Genomic DNA, 16,590 nt, shown 5'->3' on the forward strand with positions numbered 1-16,590 from the left:
CACTGCACTAGTTGTGCACGTTCAGAAACTCAGGTAGGCGAAAAAGCCGTTCCCAAGAGGAAGGACCCCGACACGGGGTGGCTTTTCCCTGTACTCGCTCTCCAGAGCGCCTATTATGGCGTCCACAGAGCTCAGCAAGCAGATGCCAACCGAGGTAGCGATGAATCCATTTCTGACCATGAACCATGTGTTGTAGCTGCTGTAGAGAGGTTCCATCCTTGATGGATCGTCATTTCCGGCGTATGTTCTTCGCGCCTCGTCAAACTTCACCTGAGAGACCAGCAGGCCTGCAAGTGAGACAACCTCAGAGGAAATAAAGAAATAGGCCTTCTTCTGATGGCCGTTCTGAAACTGACCAAGTCCCGGTACAATGAGTGATTTCATCGCCGGACCCAGCCACACGTTGCGCCCTGACTCTTGGGGGGCGAGCTTGGTGCTCAAGGTCTCAGGCTGGCTGATCGCTTGCTCGGTCTCGAACTCCTGCCTTGCCTCCTCAAACACCGAAAGAATCTTGGGAGAGGTGAACACAGGGTCGAGCTCACAATCAGCTTTTAGTTCAAGCATCTTCTTGAACCGCTTCTTGGCCGATTCTGTATTTCCTACCGCAACATATGATGAGCCCAGGATCCTCAGAAGTAAGGTTCTGTCCCCCGTGTCCAAGCCAAGAGTGTCGGAAAGGATCGTTTCAACGTAGTCGATAACGAGTAGATACTCACCCTCGGCATAAAAATCTTCGGCGCGCGAGACGAAGTCATCTTTCGCCCCCACTCCTGTTACAGAAAAGCAGACCACAAGGGCCGCTACTAAAAGACAGAACCTACTCGGCGCCATTAACTGTTTTGAGGGAACTACTTTATGACGAGCAGTTTCACAGCCTTGAAACTGGCCCCAATATTCAGCCTACATATATACACACCAGATGAGACACTCTCACCCGTGCCATTTGTTCCGTCCCAGATCAAAGAATGAGCTCCGGCCTTCTGATTCCCCTCACAAAGCGTGGCGATTCTCCTTCCAGCAAGGTCATACACGTATAAGCCGACCCTTTCCGGACGTGACACCTTGAAGACAACGGTGGCCCAACCGCGACACGGGTTGGGGCTGACAACCAGCATGGGCTCATTCAAATTGGCTTCCTTGAGATTCCTTGTCTCTTGAACTCCAACGCCGGGGGTGCTTGTAACAACATCAATGTTGTCCACATACCATCCGGAAAACTCTGTTGAAGCGTCCGAGCCGAAGTCCAATCTCATCTCTACGATATTGCCGATGTTTTCTGAAATCTCAAAGATCGAGTGTACCCATCTGCCAGAATGGCCACCAAAGCCTGGCTCTTCGTCAAGACCAGATATCGACTCGATCGGATATTCCTCTTCAGGCTCAACTAGGTTCCAGGAGGATCCTCCATCAGTCGATATTCTCACGTTGCCGCCATCGAACCAGGGCTCAGCCTCGTACCAATGGTAGACGCAGAAGACGACTCTTGTAAGCGCAAGGTTCTCAATCGAGATCGGAGGACTCGTCAGTTGCCACCGGATATTCTTGCCATAGTACCCATCGAGGTTGGTGGCCGAGCATTTTTCTCCAGAATAGGCTCGGTTGGGCCCCACACTTCGGGGCTCGCCCCACTCCCAGGTGCTCTCTTCTCCTGGAAACCAACCGCCATTATCGTCCTCAAAATCGCTGGAGTAGTAAAGATATCCAGGCACAACACATTGAGCCTCGGTGAGCGGGCTCTCATTGTGTACAGTGTCGACTGCCGAAAGCCTATATGAATAGCTCTTCGTGAGCAGCACCTCTTTGTCTCTACACAAGTTGTGCGCACCAACTGAATCTGCAGGAATGGAACGGAACTTGATCCCTTCTTTGTATATGAAAACTGAATCGAGTCCATCGAGTGGGTTCCCGACCGCATCAAACATCGGGTTGTCCCACTCAATGACAACAGTATCCGGGCGGTCTACACGCACGGTCACATTGGTGGGAGGACCAGGTGGCGGGGATTCGCCTGGGCCTGCGAGGTACATATCCCCATAGTGTTCTGGGAACAAATGAATCCCCTCATGCGGCCAGATACCATTGTGACCACCAGCGTCTCCGTCCTGAACTCCGATCCAGGCACCGAAAGCCCGGTCTGTCTGAGAGTCTATATAGTAGAAGATCGCACCAAGTGCAATTTCAGCCTCAAAAGAAACATACCCATCAACATCGCTGATACCGATCTGAAATTCCGTCTCAAGAATTGATGAAAACCAGGGCGAGAAGAACAACGAATCTCCCTGTGGGTAATGCATCAGAGAGTACTTGCCTTCGACAATGATGTCAAGCGTGTCGTTGTTGTTATCGTCTGCCCACAGGGTGACAATATCTTCACCTGATAGAACTGAGTCGCCCAGATTCGTTACCGCAATTCTCAAATAGGAATAATTGTGGGAAGCATACAAGAAGACAGAACCCGAATCGGTCGGGGTATCTGCGCCCCTCACGTCAGAAATGTCATAGCGGCCCGCATCAACCCATTCCCCTAGCGTATCCACATGCCCGTCGAACTCTATCTGAGGCGATTCGACATAAGGGATCCAGATTTGATATGGATTGCTCGCCCCAGAGACCTCAGGAGCAGACAAAAAGAACAGAAGGGTAAGAGCCGCTACCAACAATGAGTTCTTGAACAATATCAGACTCCCTGCCTTTCCCATATATTCACCCGTTGTTCTATATATCGCAAGATGCATGCCAATCACTCCTCTATCTGGCAACATACTAAGTACAAACATGCTATAAACTTACCAGTCGTTGTTCCCCACCGGCCATCCGGGACCGCCGGTGCTCCTGCAAACCATGCACTAATCTGGGGAAAAGAGTATCTTGTGCATCACAGTCTCGCCCCGCTCAAGAGCCACTCCCTTTTCCCAGGTTGCAGATGAGGGTCCTATCAGCTTGATGAGGTGCTTCCCTGGGAGCAAAGGTATCGGTTTCGTAAGAGGCGTCGTATCCTTGTACTCCCCATCTATGTACACGTCAGCCCACGGGTGAACCTTCAACATCAAATATCCGAATTCATCTCTAAGACTGATGGAAATCCTCGTCGTTTCACCGCCAGTCACATTGATGTGTGTGACATAGTCTGGAAACTGAGCGTTAGCCAGGATCAGCTTGTGCCTGCCATGATCCAATCTCAGGAGCCTGTTAAATGGTGTCGTATCAATCGAGTCGCCGTCGATATGGACAACTGCCCAGGGTGTTACATTTATCTTGACGAAACCAAACCTCTCTTTCGGATGGAGAGTAAACGCAACACGAGACGTGTCTGCCTGTTCTATGGACACTTTTTGACCCGTTTCTCCATATCCCTCCCGCAGGAGTACAACCTCATGCTCTCCTGGGGTGAGACCCGCTATCAGGGCAGGAGTCCTGGAGTTTTGCGGAGTGCCGTCAACAAAAATGTCTGCCCCGCCAGGCACAGAGGTAACCAGAATGGCTCCCGTCTCCACCTGCACAGAAGGTAGTACCATCTCAACACCCTTAGCCGACGTCTCCTCTGTTTCTTCATGCACGGAAGGAGCTTCTATTCCGACCTGAGGCTGAAGCGGATTCAAAGTATCCACAGGACTTTCGGGTTTGAGTCTGCCCCCAATTATGCCGCCAGCGATCAGAACTGCCGCCAAAGCTGTTAGATAGAGGTATAGCCCTCTACGTTTTCGGCCTTTGGCAGGGGCGATTGTCAGCACACTTTCTTTCTTGCCACCGAGATAGTCGACCAGAATTCTCTCATCCAGGGTGAAGGCTGACTCGTTGGAAAACACCTCGAGCTCCTGGCTCAAATCTTCCATGGACTGGTATCTTCTGGCAGGATTCCTATCAACCATTTTGGAAACGATACCAGCAAGTCTTTGAGGACAGTCCGGAACAATCTTCTTTATTGGCTCTACATCCTCAGTCAACTTCTTGGTGATAATCGCTGAATAGTTGCTGCCCTCAAAAGGCCTTACTCCCGAGAGCATCTGGTAAAAGGTGAGGCCAAGTGAATATATGTCCGCCCTGGCGTCAACTTCTTCTCCCTTTATCTGCTCCACGGACATGTAGCTCGGGGTTCCGAAAAGCTCACCATCAATTGTTATTGAAGGCAGAGCTTCCGAGTACGCAAGTCCAAAATCGGCCACCTTCACAGCACCATCATAGCCCAGAATGATATTCCCAGGCTTGATGTCTCTATGGACAATCCCCTGGGAGTGGACGAACCCTAGACCCCTGGAGGCCTGAGAGACCACATAGGTTGCCACATCAACAGGCATTCTCTTCTCTTTGGCCAGGACCTCAGCAAGGCTCAATCCTTCCACAAATTCCATTGCGATATAGTAGAGGCCGTTCGTCTTACCGTAGTCGTAAATATGGGCTATTCCGGCGTGTCTTATCTTTGCAACCGCCTTCGCCTCACGGGAGAATCGCTCCACACTCTTGTCATCTTTGGTCAAGGAAGGATGGAGAACCTTGAGCAGAACATCTCTGTCAAGTTGGGGCTGACGAGCTCTATAGGTTGTGGCGGCACCACCTTTTGAGAGAACCTCCTTTATCCTGTATTTTCCTATCATCTCGCTCATCGTCTCTTTATTACACCCCATTCCTTAAGCCTGTACTGGAGAGATCTCAATGAGATACCCAGAGCATCTGCGGTCTCCCTCCTGTTACCACCCATCTTCTCAAGGATATCCAGTATGAAAGCTTTCTCACGCTCAGCCAGAGAGGAGGAAATAGTCTCTTCCCTTACGTCCCTCATCTCAAAGGTGATCTCCTTGCCAGTGATCTGGTCTGAGGTTGAAAGCAGAATTGCGCGCTCTATCGTATTTTCCAGCTCCCTAACGTTGCCTGGGTAGCTGTATCCGGTCAATCTCGACACTGCCTCATCAGTTAAACGCTCAATCCTTTTGCCGGCTTTGTCAGCATATCTCTTCAAGAAGTAATCGGCCAGAAGTGGAATGTCCTTCTTTCTCTCTCTGAGAGGCGGTATGGTTATGCTGATCACATTCAACCTGTAGAACAGGTCCTCCCTGAACCTCCCCTCCCTCACTTCCTTCTTTATGTCCTTATTGGTCGCTGATATGACTCTCACGTCAGCCCTTCTTATTTTTGTCTCGCCTACTCTCCTGAACTCTCCTTCCTGCAGTGATCTCAACAGCTTCGCCTGTATTGGGTGGCTTACGTCACAGACCTCATCAAAGAAGATGGTTCCACCATCTGCGACCTCAAAAAGGCCCTGTCTATCCTGAACTGCACCAGTGTAAGCGCCCTTCTTCGAACCAAAGAGCTCGCTTTCAAGAAGGGTCTCTGGAAGCGAGCCGCAATATAGAGGCACGAAGTTTTTCTCCCTTCTTGGCCCGTTATAATGGATTGTTCGGGCTGCCAGTTCTTTGCCGGTTCCGGTTTCTCCGAGCAGCATGACGCTCACATCCGAATCTATGATTCGATCCAGAAGCTCAAAGAAGCGGAGCATCTTCGGACTCCTGCCGAGCAAGCTCTCGTAGCCGTATATTTTTCTCACCTCTTGCCTGAGCCTAACGTTTTCATCAAGCAAAGATTCATGCAGCCTTGCATTCTCAATCACAGTTCCTGCCTGATTCGCAAATATGGTTAGAAATTCCAGATCCTCATCGGAGAAGACACCCTTCTTGCGGGTGTTATCCACGTATATCGCACCAAACAGCCTATTCTTAAGCAGAAGTGGAACACACATTATGGAGATTATGTTGTGTAGTCTCACAGATTCAGATCCCCTAAAACGCGTGTCCACCTTTGCATCGTGAGTGAGCAAGGGCTTCCGGTCATGAAGAACTGAGCGAACGACGCTGCGAGAAATCACGCTCAAGTCCTTCACATCTTGTTTTTCCATGTTTCTGGCTGCGGCAATCTTCAACTCATCACTCGACTCGTTTTTAAGTATGATGAACCCTCTCTCAGCATGGAGAGTTTCAATTGCCAGGTCCATCACTTTGTTGAGAAGCCGTTCCAAAGATAGAATACTGTTGAGAGTCTGGCTTATCTCAAACAGAGTCTTGAACATCTTTTCTTTAGAGTAACTGTTTTCCATCAGGCTTCCAGATAAAGACTTCTAATCCACTGTGAATAACTCGAAGCGAGACCGGGAGCTGTTGTCAAATGAATCCAACGCCTTCATACACCATAGGAATGTTCCTCCAAGTGTCAGAGTATCCTTCAAAGGGTAGTTTGTCGAATTGGATGAGATCCCCTCCACAACCCATATTTTGTTTTCGGGTGGATTAATCTGCTCTACGGTCAGCGTGTAGGTGAACTCGAACTCGACATCTATACCTGACCACTTGAAAGTGACAGGATTCTGAGGTGCATAGATTATGGGAGAGAGGGCTACTGGAATATCGTATATTATCCTGGTTATTCCAAACGAGTCGGAAATAGAACGCCTCCCTGCGTTGTCCGTGGCAAGCAAAACGAGATCTCTGCCGATCAGATATTCGAGGTTGTTGCCTGGTAGGCTGTCGTCAGGAAGAGTCAGACCGAAGCTGTCACTGCCAAGATCCCTCATGGGCCAAACCATAGAAGTATCCAGACTGAGAAAGACGCTGTCACTCAGCACCCATCCATCTGGATCCAGGACCTTAGCGGAAAAGATCGCATAAAGGTCGTTGCCGGTGCTGATACTGTCGTCATGGGTGGTAGCGCGTATCTGAGAGAACACTGGCAACCGATCCAGTTTGAAATCGACTATTGTTGGGGACCCAGGAACAACTTCGACCTGGATTGTCTCGGCAGAACAAAACTCCTTTGAGGCAACAGCAGTATAGGAACCGCGTGGGACTTTCTTTATCTCATATTCTCCTGTACCGTCTGTGACTCCAGACATGAGACCGGGCTTCAGTTCTATTCGCACGCCTTCAATATATCCACTGTTCCAGTCTCTCACGGTGCCGGCCACTACCCACTCGTCCTTGAACCGCGGAGATTCTGGATCGAGAGGATTGAACCTTTCCGCTCTGCAAGAACAGATGAAAAACAGAAGAAGAACAGCCAGCCCTGTCCTACGCAATTTGACCCCTTGTGGACAACTTTCCAATATAAAACTACACCTAAACTGCTCTACTGTCAAACAATATTCAGATTTTTGCTGCAGATATTGCACTCTAGTGGTACCAGTCCTTCGATCCATAAATCCGATGACGAATTTATTCACTCAGGACTAGTGCTGAGTGAGCAATTTGAATCAACATCCCTTGAATCAAACGTCACCGTAATTGCGAATCGAAGTACTAGCTAGAGGGTTGACGTGCTCCGGGCCGGCTGGTATAATGGGTGGGAAGCTTTCCCAAAGGAGGTTGAACTGGGCAAGAGGATAACTCGTTTCCCAGCCTCTAATCATGTCAGGCCGGAGTGGCGGAATAGGAAGACGCGGCGGACTCAAAATCCGTTCCCCGGAGACGGGGGTGGGGGTTCGATTCCCTCCTTCGGCACCACACTCCAATCAGCAGAAAACGGTGGAACGGAAACGGAGGGGAGAGAATACTCTCAGAGCGGATCAACGAAATCGGGGAGATCAAAAAGTCACCTGGTAACACTTCACAAATCATAAGACGGAGGTTCAGAATGGGTGAGGCCAGTCCGCAAGTCGCAGAAGCGATAAGAACGGCAATACAAATGGAGAAGGAAGGACATGCATTCTTCCACCAGGCTGCGGAGAAGACCAATAACAAGCTGGGAAAAGAGATGTTCGAAAGGCTTGCAGCTGAGGAGATCGCGCACATGGAAACGTTCCGGAAGATGTTCGACTCAATGTCGGACACTGAAGACTGGCGCGCTGTCGCCTCCGAGCTGAAAAGTGTGACCACACCCCCTCTCTTTAGTGAGGCGAAGAACAAAATGAAGGCAGGAAGAGAACCGGGTGAGGTCGAGGCGCTCAGACAGGCGATGGAGATAGAAAGAAAGGCGATAAAATTCTTCAACGAAGCCAAATCAAAAGCAAATGATGAAACGGCCAAAGAGATATTCGAAAAAGTACGCCAGGAGGAGGAATATCATCACGCACTACTTCAGGCGCAGTATGACAGCGTAACAAATTCCGGCTACTGGCTAGACGTAGCAGAATTCCGTATGGATGGGATGTACTAAACCATCTTAGATCTCAGATCTAAGAACGCAGATCTCGCACTCAGATCCGTTCTAGGGGCGAGGCCCGACGCTCGCTTCAATCATTTTCCAGCATCAACTCTCCTGATTCAAATCGGTTTTTCCGCGCCGTTTGGGCGTCTGCTCCAGCGACGGGTCAGGCGGAAAAAAGCCTTATCAGTTGATCTTGAAACGTAAACTGTTTGCGTAGAGTTCGACTCCGATGAAAGCCACCGCATCTTGATTAGATTCCGTGCCGAACATATCAATTGCAACCGGCCCACACCCAAGAAGGTCAATTCGGGCCAGGGACACACTGTTATCGGCTGAAAGCCACTCTACGAACCCATCAACTTCGTAATCCTGTTCATCACCTGATTGAACCTTATAGAACCAGTCCAACCAATCTTGGGCGTCGGTAACAGGCAGAACAAGCTTTATGTTGCTCACATCGGTCCATTCGATTGGATCTGCCTCCGGAAACCGATCCGATGCAGCGTCATCTTCGGTCAAGGCTAGAGACCACTTAATTTCTTCCACTTGCCTGATCCTCTGTGATTGAAAATTGCCCATCTCGACACGAAAGGAAGATCGATTGATCCTCCTTTCCTGCGCAGGGCTCTTCGCGGAAATCTCTTCACCTGTTCCCTTTTGAAGGCGAACGCCGCTCGGATGAATCGATATTGATAAGAATGCAGCTTCAGTAGAGGATGCATCCAAGCGAGGAAATGTAATCTCACGGATATGAGCATCAAAAAACTGATTGACGCCTAGGCTTTTGCCTTCTATGTCACAACTATGGACTTCACCACTACGGGTAACCAAACCGTTTTTGAGTGTCGCGGAAACCCATTGGAACAAGCTCAATGGTGCGCCCATGCCTGCTTCCACATAGAAGTTCTCATATGATCGAGACACAGGTCGCTTCCTGAGGGAGTATGTGCGTAGACCACTTCGAACCGCTGTTTTTGTTCGTGGGGAGCCCCCACTAACCGATTTGACGAAGCCGTATGATCGCTCGTTATCAAGATGAAAAGCATATGGCCCTTCACGTCCAGCATCCCTTGGAGACATTTTCCCTCCCCTTATATATGATCTTGAATAGCGTCTGAATGTGTCGGTGTAGAACTACCCGCACCATAAGATAAACAAGCTTTTCGGAAGAAGCCTAGAATTTTCCGCCTAACGCTGTTTATGCCGATCCGCATAACACCCCAAACACTGTGTCGATTGCCGTATAAGACCCCTCCGAAAGACGCATCGCTTCGGGCATAAGCAATGGAATTGCAGGCCGTTGCATCGAGGCGTTGTTCCTATTGGGATGTCTTACACGAATCAGCATAAACCCTCCATGATGAACTCAGAGCCCGTCAACGGGGCTGCGAACGCACGTGACGCGACTTGTGTCTACCCTAGTATACCTCATCCACTATATTTATATAGCATATATCCATGACCCTACGCAACCCCCAAAAAAACCCCAAAGGAGTGCGATCCATGCATGTGGTGTCTAACTGGGGCTGGGGACGGTGTCACTTTAAGGCCATTTGCTCGGTGTCCTCCGAATACTCGAAGGATTTTCAACTTAACAGTTTGACATTTTGGGCCATAAGTTTATACCTGACCCCATGGTTCTGGCTACTGGTTGAATGCAGCAGAATTCCGTATGGATGGGATGTACTAAACCATCTTAGATCTCAGATCTAAGAACGCAGATCTCGCATTCAGTGCCCTTGCATCCAGGGTAGAGGTGGGGTGGGATGCTTTTACAATTTGCCTTGATTCACCCTGAAGGGTGAACCATCTAAGATCTCAGATCTAGGATCGGAGATCTCGTATTCAGTGGTTTTGTAGCGGCGAAGTGGGGAACCTACCTCAGCTTGCCTGACGAAGCTAGGGACAGCGGAGTCTGGAAGCCACGGAGGGCGAAGGAGGGTCCCCGCGCCCATCCCCCTGGGCAGGGAAACCCTGCCCCTACACGAAAACAGAATTGTCATTGCGAGACTCGCGGAGCGAGTCGTGGCAATCTGGCACAAGCAGATCCTTCGGCTAACGCCTCAGGACGAAATATGCGTCACGCCCTCTCCGATAGCGTGGCTCTATTTCGTTTCGTAATTTCGAAGGGGACGGGAAGTCGGAGAGCAGAGCCCGTCGAAGCTAACAAAAGCGAAGACGGGGAATTTCGCAGTTTCGGGTGTATAGGGGCCGGCGTAGTCGGGCAAAGCCCGTCGCGAAGTCCCACGTAGCTCTGCAGAGCGAAGTGGGGAAGCTCAACGAGGTTGAGCGTAGACGGGTCACCGGCATTGCTTTTCGAGCTCTTCCTTCAGCAGCGGCACCACTTCAAACAGATCTCCCACAATACCATAGTCCGCAACCTTGAATATTGGCGCTTCGGCATCTTTGTTTATTGCCACTATACATTTTGACGTACGCATACCCACCAGATGCTGGATAGCACCTGATATTCCGCACGCAACGTACAGATTCGGGTTCACAACCTTGCCGGTCTGACCCACCTGATCTGCGTGGTCTCTCCACTCTGCGTCGACTGCTGCCCTTGACGCACCGACAGAACCTCCCAGCAGCTTGGCCAATTCCTCCAGAATCTCAAACTTGGAGCCGTCCTTCAGACCTCTTCCACCAGAAACGATTATGTCTGCTTCCGCCACATCTGGAAACTCTGTTTCAGGTTTGAGGAATTCCTTCACCCTTGCCCTGATAGTCGAAGCATCCACGGCCGCATGCACATTGGTCACTTCGGCGGTAGCGCTCTCGTCCTTCTCTGGGACGGGGAATATCTTTGGCCTTATGGTCGCAACGTAGGGCTTCTTGCCTGAAATCTTCACCTTCGACACTATCTTTCCCGCGTAGATGGGCCTGGTACCGACCAGACCATCATCATATGAGACATCTGTGCAGTCAGAGGCGATTGCCACTCCAAGCCTTGCTGCCACTCTTGGAGACAGATCTTTGCCCCTGGAAGAGGCAGCAAAAAGAACCATCTCAGGCTTGGCTTCTTCTATCACCTTGCACACGGCTGCGCAGTGCCCTTCGGTAGAATAGACCCCAAGATGTGAGTTTTCGACCAGGTACACCTTGTGCGCGCCGTATGAGGCAAGGAGTTTGTCCAACCCTTGAAGTTTGTCGCCCACCAACACGGCACTCACAGAACCAGAGGTCTTCTCAGCAAGTCTTTCGGCTACGCCCAGGACTTCGTAACTGGCGCTTCTCACCTTTCCATTAGAATGTTCAGCAACTACAAGCACATCTCCCATGGTTTTCAACTCCTTTGTTCACAGCACCTTTGCTTCTTCCCTCAAGCACCGAACAAGCTCTTTCACTGCTTCGGCAAGTTCGCCATCGAGGATTCTGCCAGCAGAACGCTTCGGTGGATAGGTAAGCTCAATCAGATGGGTCTTTGATCCGGCTTTCCCAACCTCATCCGAAGAAATGCCGAGGTCGGCGATAGTCTTTGTCTCAACAGGCATCTTCTTTGCCTTCATCATTCCCCTCAGCGAAGCGTATCTGGGCTCGTTCAGCCCCTTTTGCGCTGTCACCACTGCCGGCAAGGAGGTCTCCACGACCTCTATGCCGCCTTCCACTTCTCTGTGCGCAACCGCCTTCTTGCAGTCACTGTCAATCTCCAGCTTCGTGACAACCGTCACCTGGGGTAGATCGAGATGCTCTGCCAGAGCTGGCCCAACCTGACCCGAGTCATCCTCAATTGCCTGCTTGCCACACAATATGAGATCGTAGTCGACCCCTCCAATAACCTTGGAAAGCACATATGCAATTACCATCGGATCCGAGCCTTCAAGCGCTTCATCCTTGACATGGATTGCCCTGTCAGCCCCCATGGCAAGACCACCACGCAGAGCCTCCTCATATCTGCCAGGACCCACTGCAACCAGAGTGACCTCACCACCAGATTTCTCCTTGATTCTGAGCGCCTCTTCAATCGCGTACTCATCGTATGGATTGATCACATAGCTGATATCACCTCTGTCTATATCCTGCCCACCCTGTGCTATGCCCAGAGAAAGTTCAGTGTCAGGAACCTGTTTCAAACACACTACTACGTTCACCGTTCTCTCCTTTCTGGAAAATCTTCAGGAGTACCCACCCGCCCTTCTTCCCTCTATCCCTGCAAATCTCGAAACTCTCACTCTCTGAGGAGACAACATAGAAGTTCCGGTGTCTCCGTGCCCTCCAAGCCTGTCTCCTGGGCGCCCGGCCGAGCGGAAACCCCCAATCCTGCCATACTCGTTCGACTTTATCCACACGGTAGGTCTTGCCACGCCAGATGAAAGAGGCAGGCATCCCGTCTTCCTCAGACGTCTTTACCACAATCTTCGTGCCCACAAATCTATCCGCCACACGATCTCCTTAGGATTTATCAGTCTCCTTCTCTCTCTTTGGGCGTCTTCGCTGAACTCCGCTTGCCGGGCTCGTCTCCGCCAGAGGGCACCATTTCGTTTCCCATTTTCAGCTTTCCAATAGCATTTCTGGCAGCACGTTGCTCTGCAATCTTCTTGCTCTTTCCGTGCCCGGTACCGGCAACCTCACCGTCAACCAGGGCCTCGACGGTGAAAGTCTTTCGGTGATCAGGCCCTTCTTCGTACACTACCCTGTATGTTGGATTACGTCTTCCCTTGCGGGTGGTCGCTTCCTGAAGCAGCGACTTGTAGTTTTTTTTCTTCGGAATGGACTTCTCTCTGCCAATCAGCGTATCATATATGAACTCCCTGGCCTCTTCCAATCCTTCTTCTAGATATATGGCAGCAATCAATGCTTCGTAAGCATCGCCGAGAATGGATGCTTTCCCTGCGCCTCCCGACTTTAGTTCTCCTTCTCCGAGCTGAAGGTAACTGCCCAGATCTATCCCTCTTGCCGCCTCTGCCAGAGCCACCTCCCTAACAAGGTCTGACCGCCAATCCGTCATCTCGCCCTCTGAGGCACGGGCTTTCCTTTTGTACACGTATTCTCCGACCACCATATCCACGATTGAGTCTCCCAGAAACTCAAGTCTCTCGTTGGAAAGGCTAGAGTGCGAGCTATGAGTGAGGGCCATGTCCAGAAGAGAAGGATCCACAAAATAGATCGCCATCCGCTCCTGAAACTCCCTCAGGGAGTCAAGCCTCTCAGGAGTGACAACTTTCCGTTTCGACTCCGGCTTCATACTCAGTCTTCTATGGCTCTGAGGACTATGGAAACGTTGTGACCGCCGAACCCAAAGGAATTCGACATAGCGATACTGACCTTTGAGTTTCTCGCTTCCCTGGGCACATAATCCAGATCGCATTCAGGATCAGGGTTTTCATAGTTGATGGTGGGCGGTACAACTCCGGTTTCGATGGTCAATGCTGTGGCTATAAGCTCCACTGCACCCGCAGCGCCAAGAAGGTGACCAGTCATCGATTTGTTCGAACTGATCTGCAATTTGCGGGCGCTTTGATTGAACACGGACTTGATTGCCGTAGTCTCAAACTTGTCGTTCAGCTGAGTCGATGTTCCATGGGCGTTTATGTAATCCACATCTTCAGGAGAGACTCCCGACTGTCGCACAGCCAGGGCCATGGCTCTTGCGGCACCTTCTCCTCCCGGAGCAGGGGCGGTTATGTGATATGCGTCACCACTCATGCCGAATCCAATAACTTCTGCATGTATTTTGGCGTTCCTTCTTCTTGCCCTATCCAGCTCCTCTAGAACGAGAACACCTGCCCCTTCAGCCATGATGAACCCATCCCGCTCCTTATCAAAAGGTCTGGAGGCTTTTTCGGGTTCCTCATTTCTAGTGGAAAGCGCCTTCATCGCAGAGAAGCCGGCAAGAGACAGAGGTGTAACGGGCGCTTCTGATCCACCCGTTATCATCGCATCAGCCATGTCAGAGGCGATGATTTCGCGGGCGAACCCTATTGCGTGAGCACCTGACGCACATGCCGAAACTGTAGAAAAGTTTGGCCCCTTGGCACCCAGCTTAATGGATATGAATCCGGAGGCCGTATCAATTATCATCATGGGAATGAAAAGAGGAGAAACCCGGCTGGGACCACCTTCGTACAACCTCTTATGCTGCTCCTCCCAGGTTCCCACCCCACCAATCCCACTCCCTATAAGCACTCCTATACGTTCAGAATTCGAGGACACGTCGATCCCGGAGTCCTCAATAGCCTCCAGGGCGGCCTTGTATGCAAGCTGAGTAAACCTGTCGGTTCTGCGAACCTCTTTTCTATCCATGAAGGTTGCCGGTTCGAATTCTTTCACCTCTCCAGCTATGCGCACAGGGAAATCTGTCGGGTCAAATACAGCTATGCGATCAACACCGCTCTTCCCCTCCACAAGGGAATCCCAGAATTCTTTCACGTTGGAGCCGATAGGAGTCACTGCTCCAAATCCAGTTATTACAACTCTTCTTGCCAAGCCGCTACCCTTCTTTCTTCTCTCCCAATTTCTTCCCTATGTACTCGACTGCCTTTCCAACTGTTACCAGTTTCTCCGCATCATCATCAGGAACTTCTACGCCGAACTTCTCCTCGAGAGCCATTATCAGCTCCACAGTATCGAGTGAATCAGCTCCAAGGTCATCAACGAAGCGTGCTTCTATGGTCACTTGAGCTGCATCGACTCCAAGCTGGTCAACAATTATCTTCCTGACCTCTTCTTCCAACGACATCCTCACACCTCCACTTTTTACTGATTCATTCCCAGAGACTCCGGTGACGACACCCAAAACAAACCCACGACACAGTCGGTCGCCATCGCATCCACTCCACCTACATAGCCAGCCCCCCATCAACCCTTATTGTCTCGCCAGTAATGTAGGACGCTTGATCGGAAGCAAGGAAGAGGGCGGCCTCAGCCACATCCTTGCCGGTTCCCATCCTTCTTAGGGGTACCGACTGCAAGTACTTCTCTCTCACCTCGTCTCCAAGCAAACCGGTCATGCCCGTATCTATAAATCCCGGAGCGATTGCATTAACTGTTATGCCTCTGAAGGCAAGCTCCTTTGCAATCGACTTCGTGAAGGATATTATTCCGCCTTTGGAGGCTGCATAGTTTGACTGCCCGGCATTTCCAAAAATGCCAATCACAGAGGAGATGTTTATTATTCTACCACTTTTCTGTTTCAACATAACCCTGGAAATAGCCTTCGTGCAGTTGAATACACCTTTCAAGTTCACGTCTATCACCGAGTCCCAATCCACCTCGCTCATCCGAATAATCAAATTATCCCTGGTTATGCCTGCGTTGTTAATTAGTATATCGATACGCGAAAATCCGTCAAGAACATTCTCCACAGCAGTTTTCACTGTATCAAAGTCAGACACGTCGACCTGAAGGCCGAGAAATCTTCTGCCTTTTCCTTCTATCTCAGTCTTTAGAGATTCCATCTCGTCCGTCTCCACATCCCAAGCCGCCACGTCTGCTCCTTCCTGAGCAAACCTCAACGCTATCTCTCTGCCAATTCCCTTAGCAGCACCTGTCACTACAGAAACCTTCTCTTTTAGTCTCACCTGGGTATCTCCTGCTCCAGTGCCTTGACAGTCGATTCGAGACTCTTTGTATCAGCAACGCTATACATGGCAACTTTTGAGTCTGTCCTTTTCAGAAGGCCGAGCAAGACCTTTCCTGGCCCTACCTCCACAAAGCATTTGGCTCCAAATCCAAGCATCGTTTTGATTGAGTCAATCCACAGGACCGGACTGAGCATCTGCCTTCTGAGAGCATCGCCCACACCTTCTGAGTCCTTCACCATCTTGCCAGACCAGTTTGCAACCACAGGGGTTGTCGGGTCAGAGATCTTGGTCTTGAAAAGAACCTTGGACAATTTCAGTGCCGGATCTCGCATCAGCTCAGAGTGAAAAGCTCCGCTCACCTTAAGAGGCATGACCCTCTTGGCTCCCCGGGAATTGGCCAGCTCGGATGCAACCTTCACAGCCTCAGGTTCACCGGATATGACTACCTGATGAGGAGAGTTGTAGTTGGCGACGGATACAATACCATGTGTGGATGCCTCCCTGCACAGTTGTTCCACCTGGTCGTAATCCATTCCTACGATTGCTGACATGGTCCCTGGACTCTTCACACCCGACTGCCACATCAGCTCTCCTCTGAACCTGACCAAATGGAGGGCATCGTCCAGTTCAAGTGAGCCAGCAGAAACATTCGCCGAATACTCTCCCAGGCTGTGGCCAGCCACTATGTCCGGTCTGATTCCCATACTTTTCAGTAAAGCATCACCAACAACACTGTGCAGAAGTATGGCTACCTGAGCGTTTTTTGTTTTGCGGAGCTCTTCTTCGGGACCCTCAAATGACAGCGAAGCTATGTCCATCCCCAGTATGTCGTTTGCCTTCTCGTAGGTTTCACGAACGGAGGGAAAGGATTCGTAGAAGGCCTTTGCCATCCCTGCTCCCTGTGACCCCTGTCCCGGAAAGATAAATGCAACTCTCATTT

General features: G+C 50.6%; 15 protein-coding genes and 1 tRNA gene. 2 read left to right on the plus strand and 14 right to left on the minus strand.

All coding sequences use genetic code 11. The annotated features are described in order from the left end of the window. Nucleotides 1–21: 21 nt before the first annotated feature. From E3J62_10090 to E3J62_10110, 5 genes are all read right to left on the minus strand, one after another. On the minus strand, nucleotides 22–831 hold the full coding sequence (locus tag E3J62_10090) for a hypothetical protein (GenBank protein TET44456.1): 810 nt from the start codon (nucleotides 829–831) through the stop codon (nucleotides 22–24). Nucleotides 832–848: 17 nt separating this feature from the next. Next, nucleotides 849–2,777, minus strand: a complete 1,929-nt coding sequence (locus tag E3J62_10095) for a hypothetical protein (protein TET44457.1) — start codon at nucleotides 2,775–2,777, stop codon at nucleotides 849–851. Nucleotides 2,778–2,846: 69 nt separating this feature from the next. After that, the gene (locus E3J62_10100; protein TET44458.1) at nucleotides 2,847–4,622 is read right to left on the minus strand and encodes a PEGA domain-containing protein; all 1,776 of its coding nucleotides are present in this window, start codon (nucleotides 4,620–4,622) and stop codon (nucleotides 2,847–2,849) included. Continuing rightward, nucleotides 4,598–6,058, minus strand: a complete 1,461-nt coding sequence (locus tag E3J62_10105; protein TET44503.1) for a GAF domain-containing protein — start codon at nucleotides 6,056–6,058, stop codon at nucleotides 4,598–4,600. Before E3J62_10105 ends, E3J62_10100 begins: the two co-directional genes overlap by 25 nt. 48 nt (nucleotides 6,059–6,106) lie before the next feature. Next, the gene (locus tag E3J62_10110) at nucleotides 6,107–7,204 is read right to left on the minus strand and encodes a carboxypeptidase regulatory-like domain-containing protein (protein TET44459.1); all 1,098 of its coding nucleotides are present in this window, start codon (nucleotides 7,202–7,204) and stop codon (nucleotides 6,107–6,109) included. 191 nt (nucleotides 7,205–7,395) lie between these two features. Between E3J62_10110 and E3J62_10115 the strand changes: the two genes are divergently transcribed. Together E3J62_10115 and E3J62_10120 are read left to right on the plus strand one after the other, a co-directional pair. Next, nucleotides 7,396–7,484: transfer RNA gene (locus tag E3J62_10115), tRNA-Leu, on the plus strand. Between the two features lie 130 nt (nucleotides 7,485–7,614). After that, nucleotides 7,615–8,136, plus strand: a complete 522-nt coding sequence (locus E3J62_10120) for a DUF2202 domain-containing protein (protein TET44460.1) — start codon at nucleotides 7,615–7,617, stop codon at nucleotides 8,134–8,136. Between the two features lie 174 nt (nucleotides 8,137–8,310). Here E3J62_10120 and E3J62_10125 read toward each other — a convergent pair whose 3' ends face one another. From E3J62_10125 to fabD, 9 genes are all read right to left on the minus strand, one after another. Continuing rightward, nucleotides 8,311–9,207: a hypothetical protein gene (locus E3J62_10125; GenBank protein ID TET44461.1), complete on the minus strand. Its 897-nt coding sequence runs from the start codon at nucleotides 9,205–9,207 to the stop codon at nucleotides 8,311–8,313. Nucleotides 9,208–10,427: 1,220 nt separating this feature from the next. Further along, nucleotides 10,428–11,408, minus strand: coding sequence for an electron transfer flavoprotein subunit alpha/FixB family protein (locus E3J62_10130; protein TET44462.1), 981 nt, complete (start codon nucleotides 11,406–11,408; stop codon nucleotides 10,428–10,430). A gap of 18 nt (nucleotides 11,409–11,426) precedes the next feature. Beyond that, the gene (locus tag E3J62_10135) at nucleotides 11,427–12,218 is read right to left on the minus strand and encodes an electron transfer flavoprotein subunit beta/FixA family protein (GenBank protein ID TET44463.1); all 792 of its coding nucleotides are present in this window, start codon (nucleotides 12,216–12,218) and stop codon (nucleotides 11,427–11,429) included. Further along, entirely contained in the window at nucleotides 12,184–12,510 is a 327-nt protein-coding gene (locus tag E3J62_10140) for a hypothetical protein (GenBank protein ID TET44464.1), read from the minus strand. The genes E3J62_10135 and E3J62_10140 overlap by 35 nt, the downstream gene beginning before the upstream one ends. Nucleotides 12,511–12,529: 19 nt before the next feature. Next, complete coding sequence (gene rnc / locus E3J62_10145) at nucleotides 12,530–13,435, minus strand: ribonuclease III (protein ID TET44465.1); 906 nt, start codon at nucleotides 13,433–13,435, stop codon at nucleotides 12,530–12,532. Next, a complete protein-coding gene (fabF, locus tag E3J62_10150) occupies nucleotides 13,315–14,553 on the minus strand; it encodes a beta-ketoacyl-[acyl-carrier-protein] synthase II (protein TET44466.1) in 1,239 nt (412 codons plus the stop codon). Before fabF ends, rnc begins: the two co-directional genes overlap by 121 nt. A gap of 4 nt (nucleotides 14,554–14,557) precedes the next feature. Further along, nucleotides 14,558–14,806, minus strand: a complete 249-nt coding sequence (gene acpP / locus E3J62_10155; protein ID TET44467.1) for an acyl carrier protein — start codon at nucleotides 14,804–14,806, stop codon at nucleotides 14,558–14,560. A 100-nt stretch (nucleotides 14,807–14,906) separates the two neighbouring features. Continuing rightward, a complete protein-coding gene (gene fabG, locus E3J62_10160) occupies nucleotides 14,907–15,647 on the minus strand; it encodes a 3-oxoacyl-[acyl-carrier-protein] reductase (GenBank protein ID TET44468.1) in 741 nt (246 codons plus the stop codon). Then, entirely contained in the window at nucleotides 15,644–16,588 is a 945-nt protein-coding gene (gene fabD / locus E3J62_10165; GenBank protein TET44469.1) for an ACP S-malonyltransferase, read from the minus strand. Before fabD ends, fabG begins: the two co-directional genes overlap by 4 nt. Nucleotides 16,589–16,590 lie beyond the last annotated feature (2 nt).

It is taken from the genome of candidate division TA06 bacterium (assembly GCA_004376575.1).
Classification (GTDB): domain Bacteria; phylum Hydrothermota; class DG-26; order E44-bin18; family E44-bin18; genus E44-bin18.